The organism is Candidatus Flexicrinis affinis (assembly GCA_016716525.1).
GTDB lineage: Bacteria > Chloroflexota > Anaerolineae > Aggregatilineales > Phototrophicaceae > Flexicrinis > Flexicrinis affinis.
In genome coordinates this window covers 1,115,125-1,134,714 of record JADJWE010000001.1, presented here as the reverse complement: position 1 = coordinate 1,134,714, position 19,590 = coordinate 1,115,125, and the positions used below count along the sequence as shown (strand labels likewise).

Genomic DNA, 19,590 nt, shown 5'->3' with positions numbered 1-19,590 from the left:
ATAACGATGTGTGACATCCGTCACATGCGCGTCATACAAACGGTACTGACCATCTCACTGCGTTGTTCGTTACGCTGGGTGACAAGTCGCCCGCGCATCGCTGTAATAAGGCCGCGCCATGCACCGGATCGCCGCGCTGTTCGTCGTCATGCTGCTCGTCTTGTCGGGAGGGGGTAATCTCGCCGATCCCGTACCTGCGACCCCCGCGCCGTTACTGCCGATCCCCGGCACGCCGCAGCCGCCCGATCCGCTGGGCGGGTTCCGCGGCATTCCCAGCATTCCTGAAACCGACGCGCCACCCTTAACCCTGCTCTCGCCCGCACCTCAAACAGAGGTATACCGGGGCGAGATCGTGTTTGCATGGACGCCTCATCCGCAGGCCCAGTCCTACCGCCTCTCTGTCCTGCGTGACGGTGAGCCGTACTTCGCACACACCTACGCCGCGCGCCACATCTGTACGACGGACCTCTGTGCGCTCGCCACCTATCTCGACAGCGGTATCCCCGGCTTTGACGTGGACGTGCCGCATACGTGGTCGGTCGAGCCGCGCGACGCCAATGGCGATCTGTTCACGGGCAGCCGGTCAACCGCCGCACCGTCGACGTTTGTCCCGAAGCGTCGGCCGTTCGTCGCGCCTCTGCCCGAGATCGCCCCGCCGGACGGGATGATCGGTCCGCGCACGGTCGCCTCGAAGATCGTACATCTCTATCGGCACGGGATCAGTTGGCGTTATCCTGACGGCAGTGGCCCGGTGTACGGCACGGCGGAATACACCATCGCGTCACTGTCTGGGTGCGGATCGGTCGCGATCGGCTTCTGCGACCTGGACTACCCGGCGCTCTCGCCGGATTTGAACAGGGTCGCGTTCGTCGGGAGGGCCGCGCTGGGCAACGAACAGGCCGACACGCCGGACCTGTACATCGCCAGTATCGACGGGACTTCGATCCAGCGCATGACCACCACGTCCGCCGAAGAGACCTACTTGAACTGGTCGCCGGACGGGACGCAGCTGGCGTTCAGCATCTGGGTTTCTGCAAACAACCGGTACGACCTGTACGTGCTGAGCGATCTCGATACGACGCCGACTGTTTCGTTCGTGATCGAGAACGCCATGTATCCGTCGTGGTCACCCAACGGCACGCACATCAGCTATGTAGTTGAAGATGAGTTGATTTGCGATCTGCGCACACTGAAATGGGAAAACGGGCAGGTCTCAGACATCACGCTCATCGCGCTGGCCCCCTTGAACGACGGCTGCTATAGGGACGTCGACCGGTCACCAGCGCAGCACCAGTACGTGTACAGCTCCTATGCACCGACGCCCGGCCTGCGCCTGATCGGCGTGACGAACGGGATCGGGTCGCTGCCGACGCCGCTGGCCGACGGCTGGTACACCGACCCCAACTGGGACCCGGACGGCGTGGCGGTCGCTTTCGGTGGACAGCCAATCGTGGGGTCGGGGACGACGTTTCCGCCGAGCGGTGCGGGGTTGTTCGTGCAGCGGGTGGCGACCAACGGCGCGCCGGTCGGGCAGCCGACCACGGTGGCGACGATCGCCCTTCCCCCGCCAGACAACGGCATGCGGCCGGATTGGAACGGGACGCCGGTCTGCACCGGCGCACGCGACGCCGGCGGTGACCTGTGCCAGCCCGCGCCCACGGCGACGATTTCCTTCGCCACTAACACGCCGTTGGGGCCAACGCCAACGCCGACGCCATCGCCGTCTCCAACAGTCGCCCCAACCCTCTCCGACGCGCAGCTGGCCACCGTCTTCCCGCTGCCGATGCAACCCGGTGCGGGTACTCCTGAAGCGAGATTGAGCAATGGAGAATTCGTGGAGCGCGGAAACCCAACGGCACTACCGGTGTGTTCACGCGACGTCAATCCTCCCGGCTTCCCCGTAAGTTACCCGCTCATCATTCCAGCCAACGCGGAACTCTGGGTTGTTGATACGGAATACTTGCCCAGTGAAGCCCCGAATAATGCGAATCTTGGCAGATTCACCGTGTACCGTATTCGGTTGCAGGATCTTCCTGCTGGAACGCTTGAGCGTCTGAAATCGTCACCATCAATGCAGCAGAATGAGTTTCAGACACTTCTCGACGAGGCGATCAACAACCCGAGCACCAGCGTGAATCTTGGCTGGGTTTACATTGCATACGCTCACCAGGATTCCGTCACTGTGGTCGCAACACCCGCACGTCATCAGTACCCGCCTCTACAGCCTACCGCAGAAATCGGATCAAGCGGCAATAGTGGCCTGACTTCGGTACCGACGGCTGAATTCCATCTGGACGTCAGCGCATATTATGTCTCGGGCAGAGTCGAACTTCCGATTCTGTCGATTGCGGCAGATGAACCGCATAATGGCTTGAAATACTTCGACCCTACGTTCCAAGACTACTTCACTCTCTACAAGACACTTCGGACAGCCACTCGAAGAAATGCCTACGGCCTTATAACGTTAATTGATCCAATTACCCTGTGGCCACAGCTTGGCGTGGATGTAGGCTTCCCAATCTATATCGATTGCTTTGATTACCCGTAGAGTGGAAAGGTGGGTCGGTATGATTTCCCGCATCGCTAAGTACGCCGCGGCAATCGCTGTATGTGTGTTCCTTTCGTTTATGGTTGTGTCTCAACCCCTTTCGGAGGATGGTCAAGCGTTGCTTGGGCTGTTCAGTGGTCCGAGCTGCCAGCGAAACTGCTTCCTCGGTATCCAGCCCAACGTTACTACAGAACAGGAACTAATCAATTCACTAGTTGATGCCAGCATCCAGTACTTTTCTCAACCGGATCGGATTCAATGGTACGCACCAAGTCTGCCACTATTATTATTAGGCTCTGCAATCGATGTTCAAATCAAATCCGGTGTAGTAGACCAGTTGAAGGGTCGACTCAATACAACGGTTGATGTAGTCATTGAAGTTTTCGGTCCACCTCCGGTTGCAACGATTGACAACCCCGCGAGGACCGCGATACCAGATCTTATCGTCATTGCCTATCCCGATTTGGGACTGGCCTTCTATGTAGATCGGCTCGCCGGCAGCGATGATGCTATTTCGTTCTTTAATCTCGCATATCCCGGTCAAGTCAACAATTGGGCGGAAGATCCGCCCGGCGAGCCTCTGACTGAAGATTGCCCAACGTATGGAACGTGGCCGTGTATGGTTCCGACCGCGACCCCTAACGCCACGTTCACCCCGACTCCCTCTCCGACCCCCACCGCGACGCCGACCCCCGCACCGACGCAGACCGGCGGGGGTGGGCAGATCGCGTATTACGGGACGTGCATGAGACCGGACGGCATGGGTTTTATGAACGCCATCTGCGGCCTGAACGTCTCCGGCGGCGATACGTTCTATCTGACCGGTGGTGTGGATCCGGCGCTCGCCAGCGGCAATCGGGTCGCGGTTGTCGTCAACTCCGGCAGCGGACAATTCGCGTCCGGCGGCGTGTACGTGTTCGACAGCGACGATCAGGGCAGCACCAGCACGGTCGTGACGTCCAGCGGCACGTACGCCGAGCCGGCGTGGTCGCCCGACGAGTCCAAGCTCGCCTACGCCTACCGCCCCAACGGATCGAACACCAAATACGTCGTCCGCACCGTCAACCTGAACGGCACCGGCGTGCAGACGCTCACCGCGACCACCGTCAACAGCCGCGCGCCGCACTGGTCGGCCGCCTCCGGCAAGATCGTGTACACCGCCGACGAAGGCGGGGACAACGAGATCTGGGCCATGAACGCCGACGGCAGCGGCAAGGTGCAGCTCACGGCCAACAGCGCCGACGACCGCGATCCGCGCTGGTCGCCGGACGGGACGCAGATCGTATTCGCCTCGAATCGCGACGGGAACGATGAGATCTACCGGATGATCGCGGACGGCTCGAACGCCGTGCGGCTGACGAACAACCCGGTGGATGATCGCGAGCCGGCGTGGTCGCTGGACGGGGCGAGCGTGGCGTTCGCGTCGAACCGGTTGAACGCCGGATCGGCCACGGCGGGGAGCACCTATCGTATTTACACGCTGCGGGCCTCGGACGGGCTGAACGTGACGCAGGCGGCGGATGCGTCGGCGCGCCATCCGGACTGGGGAATCATCGGTCCGCCGTGCGATCCGTTCGGTGGATGCACCCAGTCGCAGACCCCGCCGGAGGAGTGAGCGCCGGACACCGGATCGCTGCATGCTCCCCCGCACCGTACGCGTATTGTTCGCGAAGGGACGCGGTTGGGTTCCAAACCGGGATAATGTCGCCGTGACCTTTCTCCCTACGGCCGTCCAATCGGCCATCCCGCATAGGCCCGCCCCGTGCATCTCCGGTGCAACGCGCCACGCAATGCAGCACGCCACCCCACCGGCGAAAGCCGCGGGCGGCTTCGACTCGGTGCGCGGCGTGGGCGGGTGCCGCTGCGCTCAGCCGCGCACCGGTCGCCCTTCGGGTCGCCGGCGGGCATGCCCCGGCGTACTGAGGGTGGGGCGTTGTTGCACCTCATACCATGAGTCCGAATGTCCATCGAACTTGCTGGCTGAATGAATCACTTCACCGGTGCGCTGTACGAAGGCGTTCGGTACAGCGGGAACCCGTCGCAGTACGTCTTCCGTGGCGCCTACTTCCCGAATGAGGGCGATGCGCCGACACCGCCTCCGTCACCGCGTTCCTAGACGGTGCGATCCCGCCCCGGCCGGGCGTGACGCCTGCACGGTCGGCGTGAGCCGTGGTCCTCCTCGACTGCCGCCCTGCCGGTGCGCCACGCCGGACGGCTCTCCGCTTACCGCAGCGCTCGCTCTTTCAGACTCGCCGCAAGCCGGCCGTGTTCCATCCCCGAATCGCATCAGCACCGCCAGCGCGCACGCCTGACGCGCCAGAACGACGAATGCGCCAGCTCCCGTCTCGCACGGATCGCCTGACAACCCTCACGCTGCATCGCTGGCAGCCATGATCTCTTCGCTGACGGCTGTCGCTCCATGCCGCCAGTACGTGCCGATGGGTCTCTGACCATCCTAGCAGGCGCGCCCGCCGTCAAAATCCTGCGGATTTCGCTTCCCCTGTTTTTGTCTGGCTGGCGCCGTTTCACTCAACAAAAACAGGGAGCGCCCTGCGGGTGACGGCCCGGCTGTTCCGCCTGCTGTTGTGCTGGTCAGACATCGGCACGAGGCCGATGGACGAGACAGCGCAAACGCGCGAAGGAGCACTATCATGGGTACCAGCATCAATTCGCAGGTGACGGGGTTCGTCGGCAGTGATCCGCAGGTGCGTGACGTGGGTGAGCAGCGCGTGGCGTCGTTCTCGGTGGCGGTCAGCCGCAAGAACCGCGCCGGCGAGAAGCTGACGCTGTGGGTTCGGGTGAACTGCTGGAACAAGCTGGCCGACATCGCGACGCAGTACGTCCGGAAAGGCTCGCTGGTGCAGGTGAGCGCGGAGTGGCTGCGGCCGTCGGCGTGGACCGACCAGAGCGGCACGGCGCAGGCCAGCGTCGATGTGGACGCCACGCGGCTGGTCCTGCTGGACCGCGCAGAGAACGGCGATGCCGGCTCGGACGCGGGCGAGGACAGCAACATCCCGTTCTAGGTCCGCAGCGGGATGAACGCAGGGCGGTGCAGCGATGCATCGCCCGTTTTCGCGTTGTCACGGCGCGCACTGGACTTTAGCGACGCTGCCGACACCGTGGACTTCGCGCGCGGTTGAGAACTACTACAGTCTGCCACTGCTATGTACGGACCGTGTTTGCGGCCATGGCGGTCTGTGGACGAGCCGTCGTGCCCTGCTGCGGCGCCCAGTCGACCGAAGTCCTGGCAGGACGGCAAGCTAAGGGTTCTGGCGATGCGGGTGGCTCAAGGGCAAGTATGCCAGTTGCCCTCGAGCCTGGCACACACACGTGCGGAGGGCGCGCGACTCGTGACCTGCAGGGTGCCAACGCTCGTGTAGGCTGGAGGTCGGTCAGCCTAAGGTGCCAGCGGGTGGATGTGTAACACGTCGCTTCGACCCGTGCTCCTACCGGTCACTGGGCTCCCGCACCACCTTAGGCTAACCCGCCAGCTAAAAGCTGGCCACCTCAGGCGCCGGTGGGGGCTGACGTGCGCCTCTACGTGGCGCACCCACATCGCGCCTTGCGGTGCGATGTGGCATGTGGGCGGGAGCGTCCCCGCCCACCGGACACACCTGCGTGCGTTCGCGCCTGCCGGCGGTTTGTGCGATGCGTTGGCGGTGTGGCTCTATCTGCGTGCAGCGGTGTGGTAGGGTCCGTATCCAGTGGTGATCGGAATGGAGACGCGATAGCCAAAGCCGCTCCCCGCAGCAATTACTTCGAGATCACGAGCATAGCTCAACTGCCTGTTGTGGAGGCCTGCGCGGGCAAGTTGCCCCAGTCGCGTTCCGGGCGGATACTGCACCGAGAAACCGTATATGAGTGGCGGCGAAGTACGCAACGCATATCCAGCAGAAAAACTACCTACAGCGGCAACTCCGCCTCGAACGACACAGTTGGGGTCGCAATCTGCCTCTGGGCTCCCGTCAGGTTGGGCAGTATCCCCAATCGGCACGGCAAACGGCAGGACGATCAGCCCGGCCAGCAGGACGCCCAACAGACCGACCGTGACGTACGGCCCTACCCGCAGCCCGGGCTGGACACCGGGGCGGGGAAACGCACCCGAACCAACCGATCCGACCAACCCTGCCGGAACGCCAATGTTGTTCTGACACGCCACGATCTGCAGCGCCAGCAGCGTCGTCTCCGGGTCGCGCAGCAGGAGCGAGGGGATGATAGCCGCGTTCTCCAGGAACTGCCGAGCGGCGCCGGTCACGTCGACCGATGAAGCCAGTCCTTCAAGCAGCTTGAGATTAGCCCAGGGCCATGTGATGAATTCGTCGAACCAGCGCTGGTAGGCTTCGGGATCGCCGGCACTGTAACGCTGCGCCAGCCCAGCCGCCGAGTAGTAACAGTTCGCATCCACGGGATTCCACCACTGCGTGGGCTGCGCACAATAGCCGCTGGGGTCGGTCCGATTGACCGGGTTCCCGTTGGCAAAATTGTAGCGATTCTCGGTTTCGAGTGCGTCTTGGGCGGTCCACACGCCCTGTGACGGCGCATAGTACCGTGCGCGGTGATACTGCAGCGCGTTCGCGTCGCGCATCTCGCCGGTGAAGCGGAACGGCTGCTCGAACGTCCCGACGACATCCGCCGGCACGCCGTACGGTTCGTACCCGCCGGATGCGTCGACGATGAACGAATCGCGCACCTCGCTGCGTACGCTGTTCAGGCCGTCCGGCAGCAGGCTGGTCCAGAATTCGATCGTGCTGGATGCCATGCGCATCCCGCCCGGCGCGTGGACGTAGTGCTGAATGTCCGGCAGCGGAAAACCGGTGGTCGCAATGGCTCGGATCACCTGCACGAGGCCGGGCTGTACATCGAGCAGGTAGCGTGTAGTGAATGGACTGGCCTTCGGTCCGGTGCGCTGTTCAACCCGATTGCCCTGGCCCGTCGTATTGATACGAGATTCCGCCTCCATCCAGCATCCGGTTGGCGCGGTCCCATGTATATACGTTCGTGCCGTCGTGCGTCATGTTGCCGTTGGCGTCGTAGGTCACGCCGCCGCTGCTGATTTGATTCAGTTTGTTGAACGTCCGCGCCGTGCCGTTGTTGTCGGTGAGGTTGCCGGCGACATCGTAACCGTAGGCGAACGTCTGCGCCGGTGTCGAGGCAGTATTCTCCCCTGGATAATAGTCAGCGCCCAGCACGCGCGACACGGCATCGTACGTGTAGGAGAGGGTCTGAAGCGTGTACTCGGCGTCCACCGACAGCTGCTTGAACCGCATCACGTGGCCGGACGATGACGAGCTTTTGTCGGCGCGGTTTTTGACGTGCAGCGTAAACGGTCCGTCGTTCGACAGGGGGATCGGGATCACACGCTCGCCGGCGTTGGCGGCGTAGCCGTTGAAGCTCTGCCAAAGCGACCCGCCGATGTACACGTCGTACAAGCCGTGATCCGGCCCTTCGCCCATCGTCAGTTCGACGTTTTCATTCCCCGCGAACGTTAAGCGGAACGAGGCATACGGCTGCGCGGTGACGTGGAAGCCGCCCGCGGTCGTCCAGTCGCCGTAGTAGTACACCGCGTCGTCGCTCTGGTCGATGATGGTCGTGCCGCTGCCCGGATGCCGCTGCGCTTCGAACGCCTGCGTCCGGTTGCCGCGCGCGTCCACTTCGTAACCGAACTGCGCCAACAGCCGCGCGCCGGCGTCATGTCGCAGCATCCAGTCCCACGACGCGTCAGGGTTGCGCTGGGCGAACATCCCCAGCGGACCGTGCATGTAGTGCGTCACATTCGACCCTGACTTGGCCCCGATCACCGCCGGCAGCCCGCGCTGCACGTCCAGCACGTAGCGCGTCGTCGATCCGCTGGCCGTCTGCGCGATGCGCCGCCCCTCGCCGTCGTAGGCGTAGCTGTGCCCGTCGTACGAGAGCATCCGTCCCGCCCGGTCCCACACGGTTGTCAGGGTGCCGTCGCTGATTACGAAATTCTTTCGTTGAGCAGACGATCGAATTCTCCGCGCATTTGAGCGGCGCCAACATCACCGAACAGGCTTCGGAAACCGCTTTCGATTACATTCGCTTGAACTGTCTTGGCTGTCTGATGTACCCAGGTTCGAACGATATAATCTTCGAGCATGGCGGCCGTCACTTGGAGTAACGTCGTCTCAAACGGCGGATGATGCGACAACTGGGCAAGTTCTTGTATCCGGCCCATCTGCTTAATTTGACGATCGAATACCCCGGCCTTAAACAACGTCGCTAATGCGGCCACTACCTGGTGGCCCATACGGAGGTGTTCTCCAAGCCCGCGGATCAGGTTCACTGCCCGTCGCTGCGCAGCGGTCTCAACCGCGTCCATCGATGGATAAACATCAGGTCGGCTCACATAGTCCAACACAGTGCGCGCAAGTTCAACCGCATGACCTGATCGTCCAAAACTCTGCCACGATTTGACCCATGTCACAAAGGTCTGATGAACGAGCCAATAGTGATCCGAAGCGAGAATATCGAATACGCGGGAAAGGGGTACTAATGAAACACCTACAGACTCGAGCTTGGTCTCAATGGAATTGAGAGCTATTGCGGCAGCTTCCGGCAGCCAAGTCGTAGGCGCAGCAAGATACGTGATGCGGGCATAAAGTGGAACCAGAGGAAGGATGGTACCGCCGCCAATGAGCACGACCGCTTCCCACCAGTTCGTCTCCGCTTCGGCTTGCTTCTGTAAATAGTTGCTCATCGCGTTCGTATGTGTCCTTTACCAGCCACGCGGCTCACCTTGATACGGGCATAGGCTGTCAGTCGATCAGCCTATGCCACTGGTTGTCGTGTTGTGTCAAGAAGCTGCTCGATACTCGCTTATGTATCTCACCACCTCGTCTGCCTCCTCAATGCTGAACAACGCACGGAAACCTATTGCCAACTCGTCCTTCGACATGACCTCAACTATGTGCCGTATCCAACGTTGGATCGTATGTGCCTGGATGCACCGAAGTACTTCAATCTGCACGGCTTGTCGAAGGTCATCAATGTCGCCACCGATCGTCCAAGGATTTAGGCGATCCAGTTGGTGGACGCTCTCCTCGAACAGTCCTAAACCAACCAGAGACTCGATGAACGACTCAGTGAGGTCCGCAGTGTCGCTGACGAGCACTAGCTGGGATCCTAAGTTGTCGAATGCAGCCACGAGTGCATCTATGGCTTCGTCAGGAATCTCGTGTCCAGAAACTGTTCCCCTTCGACTAGCGATATGTTGGCTCCTAGCCTCTGACCTAAGGGTCTCAATGGCCCGACTCTGACTTCGATGGATTGCGTACACTGCATCACTAAGCCACTCGGCGATCGAGGTCGCTTCCAGGCCGTACTTCCCTGAACTCCGTACAAACAGCTCAGAGATCGGATCTAGTGTTAGGTAGAACCTCTCGCCACGAGAGTACGCAGCTTCGACATGCGCCATCACGTCTTGAACGGCGGCGACAATCCAGTCGGCCTCAAAGTCGAGGTTGTCAGGTCTTGGCTCGTCTACGGTAAGTTCGTAGAGACTCCGAAGTCCAGGTATGGCGGCGCCGGTGAGTAGAAGCAGAGCACTCCATCCGAGTCTTTCGTCCTGCATTTAGGCCCCCTTGTGCAGCTAACCCGTAATGCTTGGTTTGAGCGGCTGACTTCCGCCTCGGCTGAGGCCTCGTAAGGAGACCTATGATGATCGACCGTAGATCGCTGATACTGCTCTAGAACGTCGTTGAACGTTACCTCTCGAACTGTCCGAGACTACAGCGACAACTGAATCGACGTTAGAGTATTCGCCGAGGTTACAGCAAGCCATGACTCGTCCATGGTCGGTTGGATCACGAATTCGGTTGAATTCATGGCATGGAGCATCCATTGGAGGGGCCTGACGTTGTTCTATCTCCCGGCAAGACACACCCCACCAAGCCGTTCTTTGAAAATCGCGCTCGTCCAAGGTCTTTCTCCTATCCGCACAATGCCAAGCTACATCAGTCAACCCGCGGTCTACTGCACACGTAGTATTGCGCCACCTGCCAGTCCACCTGCTGCACCAATCAATAGCAGCCACCGCGCGAGCTGACAAGCTGCATCGCAAGGAATGTAAAGAGGGTCCACAGGGACTTGTTGGAATGGGATCGGGTCGGGTGGCGTTTGAGGTTGGTCGCTTTGCTCCTGCTGTGCAACCCGATCCGGAATAACAGCCTCGATATCGATAGTAGCCAACACCGACTGGGTAGATGACACATGATTGTCCGGATCTCGGCACGGAGGAGCATGAGGCGGGCCGTTCTTGAACGTTTCAATACGAGTCTCGATACCTGACTTCAACCCTACAGCTTGATCTCTGTGTCCTTTCCATGTCCCCACGTACTTGCCGTTAATGATCCTGCTGTTTTGAGGAGGATCCAGGAGCCTTATGTCCCACAGGTTGTGCCGATCAAGACGCATGTCGCTAATCCGCCGTAATAGATTCTCAAGCAGACGCTTGATGTCGTTGGCCCACTTTTCGCACAGTTTCCGGTCTCTCTCCATCTGTTCCGGCGTCCTTGTTTCTACTGTGGTCAGCGGGAATAGCGGGGTCTTATCGTCTTCGTCGTCAGAGTAAGGGAAAGGCATCGTCGCGCTTAGTCCGATGCCCCGCGTGTAGTGGGACACTCCGTCGTATTCTGTAGAAGAGCGCGCTGTGGTTTTGAGGGCTTCAATCAGCGGTGCGGAGCTTTCACACGCCGCGATGCCCGCCGCCATCCCGCTCGCATCCACCCGGTTGACGACGTTCCCCTCGACCCACGCGTAGCCGTTCCACGTGCGCGGCGCGGAGGCGCTCCCCCGCCACGGATCGCGGCTGGCGAACGTGCCGAGCGAAGGCGCCAGATACCGCGCGCGCAGATACACCAGCCCGTTGCCGTCGGTCAGCTCACCGGTGAAGCCGTACGCGGTCCCGATAGGCGCCACAATCGGTTCGCCAAACGGATCGTACTCGGCCGCGCTCTGCAGCGTCCCGTCGAACACGCCGCGCACGCTCCCCAAGCCGTCGTGCAGCATCCAGTCCCATGAGGAGTCGGGGTTGCGCTGGGCGAACATCCCCAGCGGTCCGTGCATGTAGTGCGTGATATCCGACCCCGCCTTCGCCCCGATCACCGCCGGCAGCCCGCGCTGCACGTCCAGCACGTAGCGCGTCGTCGATCCGGCGGCCGTCTGCGCGATGCGTCGTCCCTCACCGTCATAGGCGTAGCCGTGCCCGTCGTGCGACAGCATCCGGCCGGCCCGGTCCCAGACCGTGCTCAGCGTGCCGTCGCTGATCCGGTTGCCGTTCTTGTCGTAGCCGAAGGTGTGCGTCCCGTCGCTGGTGAGCTGGTTGCGGTTGTTGTACGTGTAGCTCGTTGGCGTGCCGTTGAGCGCCGCACTCGTCCGGTTGCCGGCCAGATCGTAGTCGTAGGCAAACGTGCGGATCGGTGTGGCGCTCTCATTGCACCCTCGGCCAGTACTGCCAAACACGCGGGCAAACACCTCTTACTACGTCAATCGCTACTTGCCTGCCAAATCTCGATCGTGCTTTCGTCCCAAAACACGAGTGTGTTTCCGTTGTCCGCGATCAGCACGGAGCAGTCGAAGCAATCCGTCACAAGATCGAATGTAGACTCGTCTACTCGAGAATGGACGATCCACTTCTCAGGGAAGAACTCGATCCAATACGACTCGTCAGGGCTGATCCTGTCAGGCCAACCCCTGAAGTCATATTGCTCGCCTGACGCAATATCATAGACAGTGATCTGGTTGAGGTTGGGTTGTGGAAAGTATACCTTGCGGTCGATGATCTCCACCGTGGTAGATCCCGTCTCAAACACGTTCTCCTCAGGCAGCGTTGGCAATCCAGATTCACCGCACTTGAGGGTCCTCACTCCGTTCGTGAAAGCGACCGCGCCTTTATAGACATACGCGATATCACAATCACCAATGAAACCGATGCTCAAGATTTCAACGTCGTCCAGTCGACGCCTGTCCTCCAGCGAACGCGACGGCCGGGCGACCACGGACACCGGGTTCTCGCTCCGCGTCGACACGACGACGATACGACCCTCATATTCCTGAGCGATCGCCATCAGACTCGAATCAGGGCTGAAAGCGATCCAATCGCCGGCAATTGGCACCGTTCGGATATGAGTTGTCGACACAACGTCCCAAATCTCCGTCGTTGGTCGGAACCATGGCGCTACGTATAACAGGTCGCCGCGTGGACTAAAACCGAAACCGAAGGGTCCGAATGGATCCGAGAGCGGTACTTGAAAGACGTCTTCCCCCTCATTGGATACCAGATAGAGTTGGTCTCCGACATGCACCGCTGCTGTATTTCCCGTTGGATCTACCTCGAACCCATTGATAACTCCACCTTCAAGTTCAACTCTCAGCGTGGGGCGTCGTAGATCGAAGTCAAGATACTCGATCACAACCGGCAGTGTGTCGTATGCGATAAAGGCACCTTGGCCTGACGGTCCAGCCTTGACTTTCCAAATAGGAGCAACCATGTGATCGATATACGTCTGAGAAAAACGCAACGATTGTTGCTGTACCCAAGGTATGGAGCCAGAAGTTGGCAGAAAGATGAGACTGAGCGTGATCATGACCATCGTGAGCCACATTTTACTGTTCTCCCTGTTTAAGGCTAGTCACGAGGACGATAGCCGAATCTGCAATCCATGGCGAGGAGCGGGTTGACCCATGTTAGCGACTCCAAATCGCGTAACAATCCCGGGAATACGACTTCGGGTCGTGGATCGTACAAGGCGCCACTTGGTTTCCGACGCGCCTCCCAGTAATTGAGTGAAAAGTATTCTTCACTTAGGTCGCTCCAACCAGCGCCGTTGCGCAAGTCATCGGTCGTACCACCCCAGAGATAGTGCTGAGCAAGCAAGAATGTCAGGGTGGCATTCAAGCGATCATTTCTGTCGCTGCGGCTTGTCCACGGTTCTTGCCGTATAGCATCCTTTACTTGCGGATGATCAGCCAACCAATCCATCAGATAACGAATCTGATCCCTGCTCAGGTTGCCCAACCGGCCGTCCTCTACGAAGAAGCTCGGCAACGCCTCTTGCATGGCTATGAAGGCTTGCTCAGGAACCGGATGGCAATTGCTCCCGTCGCAGTGCCAACTCCACATCTCTCCTAGTGCTTCATACGTTCTTGCTCCCCGGAAACCGGGCTTCATGCTGCACTCCATGAATCTGCTGTTGTGCTCAAAGGGCAAATGAGGCGGCGTGTTGTTCTCGCGCAAATTGAGTCCACTAAACAAACGAATGACGTCCAAAAGTAGACCGGTGGGTGTAAGGCCAAGAAGCATCTCAGCTCCTTGTCGGAGCACTGCGCCAGCATCCCCCTGCTTCAAGGCGCACGCCAGTTCGACTCCTTCGACAGCGATACCAAGCCAACCGAGAGCCTTCAGACCATCAATTTGCGAAATCAATTCGCTACCGATTCCTGCACCTGCAGTAGCACGCGCGTTTTCAGCGAGGATCATGCAAATGTCAAGCGACGGTGCTGCGGGTCGCGGACTTGCAAGGTAGGCAACTCCAACGACCGATGAAGATGCACCTGTCGCAGCCCTGCGCGTACTGACTTCGACACTGGGTGCGGAGCTTTCACACGCCGCGATGCCGGCCGCCATCCCACCCGGATCAACCCGATTGACCACATTCCCCTCGACCCACGCGTAGCCGTTCCACGTCCGCGGCGCGGACGCACTCCCCCGCCACGGATCGCGGCTGGCAAACGTCTCCAGCCCCGGCGCCAGATACCGCGCCCGCAGATACACCAACCCGTTGCCGTCGGTCAGCTCGCCGGTGGGGGCGGTGCAGGTGGCTGTATTAGCGGTATTGCGGGCTGGGTGAACTGCTGTCCGGCTCGCTGCGGACGTGGGGTATGGCTCCATGACCCAAGTGCACGCATACATGGATGACGCAGCACCACTGTTGGATCGCTACCATCGAGACGACTGATAATCAGGCGATATTCATTCACCTCATCATTGTATTGCGAGTAGGCGATTTGCTCCCCGTCAGGTGAGATGAGGGCACGGCTTTGTATGCCCTGTGCAATACGGTTGATCTCTCCGGTGCGGCTATCCATTCGATAGAGATCATATCGAAACGTAGGGGAAAAGCTCAAAGCCGGAATGAATTCACTCGCCGCGTCAAAATCGGGAGACTGACGCCTCTGCTCGATCTCAAACAACGTGAATTCTCCATTGGGCGAAGTCTGTGTCCGACCGAGCCGAAGTCCATCATAGTCACGCGGATTGATCAAATATTGGTCGACCTCATCAGTTTCAAGATTCACGATAGAGATCGCGTTGCTTATTGCGCCAGTCAATGACGTGCTAACCAATGACCCGAGACCCAGTTCAATGCCGGGTATTGCTTTGTTTAGTTTAGGTTCACTGGCATTGTTGAACAGGTAAAGTCGTCCACTCACATCCCCAGTGAGGTTCATTGACGTGTCTACAACGAATTGATCAGTCTCCTGATCATATACAAAGTCGGAGTCGAATCCGGTTTGAGTGGAGCCTTGCAGCAGTCGCCGCTTGTGCCCAGTACTCAATGACATCGCAATCAGCTGATAGTTCTCGATGTACAGCAGCTCTGTCCCGTCGGCGCTGACTGAGAAGCCCGAATAATGCATACGATAGTCGTCGGAAGTATGTACTTGAGTAAGCTCAGATCCATCCGGACGCACTTTGTAGATGTTCAGCGACCATAACGGAAGATCGCACACAAAAATGATCCACTCCCCGACCAATCGCCCCTCGTTGCCACCGGAGCATGCGGTAGCAACGAGGAGAACGAAGATCACAAACTTCTGCACGCTACGTCTCATGGGCGATTGCTCCACAGCAGTTTAAGTCGAAGGTCCTGCTGAACGTACCGGGCTTCCTCTAGTACATAAAACGCTGTCAGATCGCCAACTGTGCCAAAGCGATTTGACCACGGAGAACGTTCCTTGAGAATCAGGTCTAGAACCGCGTTGGCATACCCCGTGGCCTTGTCAATGGAACTGCTTGATGCCAGTGGGAATTTGGCCGCATAGATGCCTTCGTTGTACCACATGCTCATGCTGAAGATCGATGGCGCTTGACCATCTCTATTCATCCGCAGAGTGCCGCGATAGAGGTTTGCGGCTGCCAGGTCAACAAACACCTCCGGTCGCCACATGAAGTCGGCAAAGGCGTTTTTATCCTCGTTAATTGCCTCCCACTCATCCCTGAGACCCCGCAGACGTGTGGGATCGAAGGATCTGGGATCGAATTCCCGACCCAACCGGCCCTCAAACAGTTCCTTAACTGTGCTTGGCCGGAGGTTGGCTGCTCCAAGCGTTGTGTCGCTAGCAAGTCCAAGTTCAAGTCGGTATAAGGTTTCTGCGAACCATTCGTGGTTACCTTCTAAAACATGGCCTCCTGGTAGCTCATGTGTGATGATCGCCCGTAAAGTAGCGGCGAACTCAGCGTCTGATAGCGTAACGCACATCTGTATCCTACTGTCACAGTCCGCCGGGTCAAACCGGTTCCACTTGCGTACATAGTACTCGACTAGACGGTTCCACTCGAGTGGGGTAGGTCCCGGAGTACTGACAATCCGTGGCGTTGGCACTGGTGTGATCGTTGGCTCGCTGATACCTGCGACTCGCCGCGTCGGATCGTACGGCGCGGTCGGTGTTGACATCGGCGGCGGTGTAGAGACCGGCTGTGGTTGCGGTGCTGACTGACACGAAACTGTGGGTGTCGGCGTCGGTGTGGCGCTCTGCATCCCACCCGGATCGCCCCGGTTGACCACGTTTCCCTCGACCCACGCGTAGCCGTTCCACGTGCGCGGCGCGGACGCGCTCCCTCGCCACGGATCGCGGCTGGCGAACGTGCCGAGCGAAGGCGCCAGATACCGCGCGCGCAGATACACCAGCCCGTTGCCGTCGGTCAGCTCGCCGGTGAAGCCATACGCCGTCCCCATGGGCGCCACAAGCGGCTCGCCGAACGGATCGTACTCCGCCGCGCTCTGCAGCGTCCCGTCGAACACGCCGCGCACGCTCCCCAAGCCGTCGTGCAGCATCCAGTCCCATGAGGAGTCGGGGTTGCGCTGGGCGAACATCCCCAGCGGTCCGTGCATGTAGTGCGTGATATCCGACCCCGCCTTCGCCCCGATCACCGCCGGCAGCCCGCGCTGCACGTCCAGCACGTAGCGCGTCGTCGATCCGGCGGCCGTCTGCGCGATGCGTCGTCCCTCGCCGTCGTAGGCGTAGCTGTGCCCGTCGTACGACAGCATCCGGCCGGCGCGGTCCCAGACCGTGCTCAGCGTGCCGTCGCTGATCCGGTTGCCGTTTTTGTCGTAGCTGAAGGTGTGCGCCCCGTCGCTGGTGAGCTGGTTGCGGGTGTTGTACGTGTAGCTCGTCGGCGTGCCGTTGAGCGCCGCGCTGGTCCGGTTGCCGGCCACATCGTAGCCGTAGGCAAACGTGCGGATCGGCGTGCCGGTCGGCGTGGCATTCGGATAGGTGGTCGCGCCGGTCACGCGCTCGACGCCGTCGTAGGTGTAGACGTGCGTCTGCGGCTGGAGCGATCCGCCGCCGCTGGGCTGGCGCTGCTCGACCGCCTGCGTCCGGTTGCCGCGCGCGTCCACGGTATAGTCGAAACGGGCGAGCGTCTGCGGCACGCCGGATACGTCGTGGTGGTGGTGGATCGTCGTCACGCGTCCCGCCGGGTCGTACGCCATCTCGGTGGTGAACAGTTCATCATCCACACAGTATACGCTTGAGTGCCCCACTCCGTTCGGAGAAGGGCACTCGCAGTGTACCGTTCTCCCCCTCGCGAGAAGGCGAGGGGGAGGTATTGTGTCGTTGCTGTCGGTCAGCTTGCCGGTGAAGCCGTACGCGGTCCCCACCGGCGTGACAATCGGCTCGCCAAACGGATCGTACTCCGCCGCGCCTCCCTGCTGCAGGACCTAGACGCCACTTGGCAATGCAAGCTGGGATAGGATGTAGCACACAAATGTGCTGATAATCCCACAGCTTCCAATCAGCCCAGTTATGCCGCCGACAATGAACGCGCAACTGTAGAACGACCTTCTGTTGTCTGGTACCCAGTCGACTGGCTCATCTTGGTTTGCCAGCTTGAGGCCAAGTCGAACCGCCCGGTTCGATGCTGGCCAGACCAACAAGGCAGGCAGTAGTGCAAGAACAATCAATGTGATGTGGATAGCGACTGACATCGTACCTCACTGACCAAGGATTTTCCTTAGCGCATCGACACTGCTAAAGACCCAATTGAACGGGAAAGGAAGCAAATTCAGAGCTTCTCTGACTACGTTCAATGAGTGCGTTTCGGAAACCTCAACGTAGAGAGAAAGCGGCGAAGGATGCACTCTTGCACCGACCGAACCGCCGATGTAGAGATACGACGATTCGGAGCCGAGCGACACGTCGGCTTCTAGTCCGAGGCCAAAGAATGGAACCTGTACATTTCCCCCACCCACGACAACGGACTGACCACTCTTGCCCAACAATCCGCGTCTAGTGAACCCTACGACTACTCCAGCCGATGCGCCTACTCCAGTTTCGCCTAAGGGAAAGACTTTCGCTTCTATCCCTCGAGTAAACTGGATTCCGGCGGCGTTAGTAGCCAAGTCCAGAAGGTTTCCACTCAGCAACGAATCTGGTGCCACAAGTAATTCCACGTTGGAATCTGCCCCTAGTCCTAGCAAGCTGAAAGTTAGGTCGCCCCTGAAACCAAGCACCATGACCGCGTCGCTTGCATATACGCGGCGCTGGGCCTCGATCGTCGGATGGACAGCGGTAAGCACGGGTTCTATGGACGTCGGCTCGATTGTGGGCGTAGGGGTAGGGGTATTGCTTGGTGTGGATGTCGCAGACGGCACTAGAGACGGTGTATGGGTGGGAGTCAGCGTGGATGTGGGATACAGAGTTGGGATTTGCGTACTCGTAGCCGTCGCCGTTGGAGTCGGTGTGGCCGTGTCGGTTGGAGTAGACGTATACGTTGGCGTATAGACCGGTGTTGACGTGGTGGTCGGCGCATAGGGTGTCGACGTGAGGGGCGCGGAGGTCTGCTGCGACACAGATGTACCGCCGCTACTGAAGCAACTCTGCATCCCACTCCCGTCCACCCGGTTGATCACGTTCCCCTCGACCCACGCGTATCCGTTCCACGTCCGCGGCGCGGACGCCGTCCCTCGCCACGGATCGCGACTGGCGAACGTGCCGAGGGCGGGGGCCAGATACCGCGCGCGCAGATACACCAGCCCGTTGCCGTCGGTCAGCTCGCCGGTGAAGCCGTACGCGGTCCCGGCCGGCGCCACAATCGGCTCGCCAAACGGATCGTACTCCGTCGCGCTTTGCGAATGGCCCCTCACCCCCAACCCCTCTCCCTCAAGGGGCGAGGGGCGAAAGCGCTGTCGGCCGGCCTCTTTCTCGCCTTTTGGAGACGGGGCCGGGGGATTAGGTTTGGTGTCGTACGCCATCTCGGTGGTGAACAGTTCGTCATGCACCTAGTATACGCTTGAGTGCCCCACTCCGTTCGGAGAAGGGCACTCACTGTGTACCGTTCTCCCCCTCGCTATCTCGCGAGGGGGAGACTTTGCGTCGTTGCCGTCGCTCAACGCCGGTGAAGCCATACGCGATTCAGATGGGCGCCACAAGCGCTGGGCGAACATCCCCAGCGGACGTGCATGTAGTGCATCACGTCCGATCTCGTCTATCGACTCCCGGTTATAGTGGCGAACAATTCGACCAAGACCGCAATTGCGAGGTACGCAGTATTGACGATAAGGAGGATCTTGCCAACGAAGCGGATCGAGATTACAGCGAAGTAGATCGCGCTTGCCATTTTCTTGTTGAAGTACCAATCCCGATTTGGGTTGCCAACTCCGAAATGGTCCTCGCGTACTACTCCATCACGTCGCACGACGTCCCAGATTCGTTTATGGATACTGGTGACGACTAGACCTATACCGAGTGCCAAGTAGACGAATAGCGCCGTTGCTACGACTGAACTCATGTTGGCTACCTCA

The 19,590-nt window shown here is 59.9% G+C and carries 14 protein-coding genes; 3 read left to right on the top strand and 11 right to left on the bottom strand.

Features of this window, described 5'->3' with window-relative positions; translation table 11 throughout:
• The first annotated feature begins 118 nt into the window (after window positions 1-118).
• The 3 genes from IPM16_04805 (at window position 119) to IPM16_04795 (ending at window position 5,571) form a co-directional block, all read left to right on the top strand.
• Window positions 119-2,548: a PD40 domain-containing protein gene (locus IPM16_04805; GenBank protein MBK9122428.1), complete on the top strand. Its 2,430-nt coding sequence runs from the start codon at window positions 119-121 to the stop codon at window positions 2,546-2,548.
• Window positions 2,549-3,167: 619 nt separating this feature from the next.
• Entirely contained in the window at window positions 3,168-4,163 is a 996-nt protein-coding gene (locus tag IPM16_04800) for a PD40 domain-containing protein (GenBank protein ID MBK9122427.1), read from the top strand.
• A gap of 1,036 nt (window positions 4,164-5,199) precedes the next feature.
• Window positions 5,200-5,571 carry a single-stranded DNA-binding protein gene (locus IPM16_04795; protein MBK9122426.1) on the top strand — a complete coding sequence of 124 codons (372 nt, stop codon included), beginning with the start codon at window positions 5,200-5,202 and terminating at the stop codon, window positions 5,569-5,571.
• Between the two features lie 644 nt (window positions 5,572-6,215).
• On the opposite strand, the gene IPM16_04790 is transcribed toward IPM16_04795, so the two are convergent.
• From IPM16_04790 to IPM16_04740, 11 genes are all read right to left on the bottom strand, one after another.
• Window positions 6,216-7,508: an RHS repeat-associated core domain-containing protein gene (locus IPM16_04790; protein MBK9122425.1), complete on the bottom strand. Its 1,293-nt coding sequence runs from the start codon at window positions 7,506-7,508 to the stop codon at window positions 6,216-6,218.
• A complete protein-coding gene (locus tag IPM16_04785; protein MBK9122424.1) occupies window positions 7,459-8,463 on the bottom strand; it encodes a hypothetical protein in 1,005 nt (334 codons plus the stop codon). The genes IPM16_04790 and IPM16_04785 overlap by 50 nt, the downstream gene beginning before the upstream one ends.
• Before the next feature lie 44 nt (window positions 8,464-8,507).
• Entirely contained in the window at window positions 8,508-9,266 is a 759-nt protein-coding gene (locus tag IPM16_04780) for a hypothetical protein (GenBank protein ID MBK9122423.1), read from the bottom strand.
• Window positions 9,267-9,362: 96 nt separating this feature from the next.
• On the bottom strand, window positions 9,363-10,139 hold the full coding sequence (locus tag IPM16_04775) for a hypothetical protein (protein ID MBK9122422.1): 777 nt from the start codon (window positions 10,137-10,139) through the stop codon (window positions 9,363-9,365).
• Window positions 10,140-10,537: 398 nt separating this feature from the next.
• Window positions 10,538-12,028 carry an RHS repeat-associated core domain-containing protein gene (locus IPM16_04770; protein MBK9122421.1) on the bottom strand — a complete coding sequence of 497 codons (1,491 nt, stop codon included), beginning with the start codon at window positions 12,026-12,028 and terminating at the stop codon, window positions 10,538-10,540.
• A gap of 23 nt (window positions 12,029-12,051) precedes the next feature.
• Window positions 12,052-13,170, bottom strand: coding sequence for a hypothetical protein (locus IPM16_04765; protein MBK9122420.1), 1,119 nt, complete (start codon window positions 13,168-13,170; stop codon window positions 12,052-12,054).
• A gap of 23 nt (window positions 13,171-13,193) precedes the next feature.
• On the bottom strand, window positions 13,194-14,339 hold the full coding sequence (locus tag IPM16_04760) for a hypothetical protein (protein ID MBK9122419.1): 1,146 nt from the start codon (window positions 14,337-14,339) through the stop codon (window positions 13,194-13,196).
• A gap of 17 nt (window positions 14,340-14,356) precedes the next feature.
• Window positions 14,357-15,388: a hypothetical protein gene (locus tag IPM16_04755; GenBank protein MBK9122418.1), complete on the bottom strand. Its 1,032-nt coding sequence runs from the start codon at window positions 15,386-15,388 to the stop codon at window positions 14,357-14,359.
• An 8-nt stretch (window positions 15,389-15,396) separates the two neighbouring features.
• Entirely contained in the window at window positions 15,397-17,307 is a 1,911-nt protein-coding gene (locus tag IPM16_04750) for a hypothetical protein (protein ID MBK9122417.1), read from the bottom strand.
• A 474-nt stretch (window positions 17,308-17,781) separates the two neighbouring features.
• Window positions 17,782-18,933, bottom strand: a complete 1,152-nt coding sequence (locus IPM16_04745; GenBank protein ID MBK9122416.1) for an RHS repeat-associated core domain-containing protein — start codon at window positions 18,931-18,933, stop codon at window positions 17,782-17,784.
• A gap of 341 nt (window positions 18,934-19,274) precedes the next feature.
• Window positions 19,275-19,577, bottom strand: coding sequence for a hypothetical protein (locus tag IPM16_04740; protein MBK9122415.1), 303 nt, complete (start codon window positions 19,575-19,577; stop codon window positions 19,275-19,277).
• Window positions 19,578-19,590 lie beyond the last annotated feature (13 nt).

Coding starts and splice junctions, on each gene's coding strand:
- IPM16_04795 (MBK9122426.1), top strand. CDS start 5,200: ATGGGTACCAGCATCAATTCGCAGGTGACGGGGTTCGTCGGCAGTGAT.
- IPM16_04740 (MBK9122415.1), bottom strand. CDS start 19,577: ATGAGTTCAGTCGTAGCAACGGCGCTATTCGTCTACTTGGCACTCGGT.
- IPM16_04765 (MBK9122420.1), bottom strand. CDS start 13,170: ATGTGGCTCACGATGGTCATGATCACGCTCAGTCTCATCTTTCTGCCA.
- IPM16_04775 (MBK9122422.1), bottom strand. CDS start 10,139: ATGCAGGACGAAAGACTCGGATGGAGTGCTCTGCTTCTACTCACCGGC.
- IPM16_04800 (MBK9122427.1), top strand. CDS start 3,168: ATGGTTCCGACCGCGACCCCTAACGCCACGTTCACCCCGACTCCCTCT.
- IPM16_04780 (MBK9122423.1), bottom strand. CDS start 9,266: ATGAGCAACTATTTACAGAAGCAAGCCGAAGCGGAGACGAACTGGTGG.
- IPM16_04805 (MBK9122428.1), top strand. CDS start 119: ATGCACCGGATCGCCGCGCTGTTCGTCGTCATGCTGCTCGTCTTGTCG.
- IPM16_04790 (MBK9122425.1), bottom strand. CDS start 7,508: ATGGAGGCGGAATCTCGTATCAATACGACGGGCCAGGGCAATCGGGTT.
- IPM16_04785 (MBK9122424.1), bottom strand. CDS start 8,463: ATGCTCTCGTACGACGGGCACAGCTACGCCTACGACGGCGAGGGGCGG.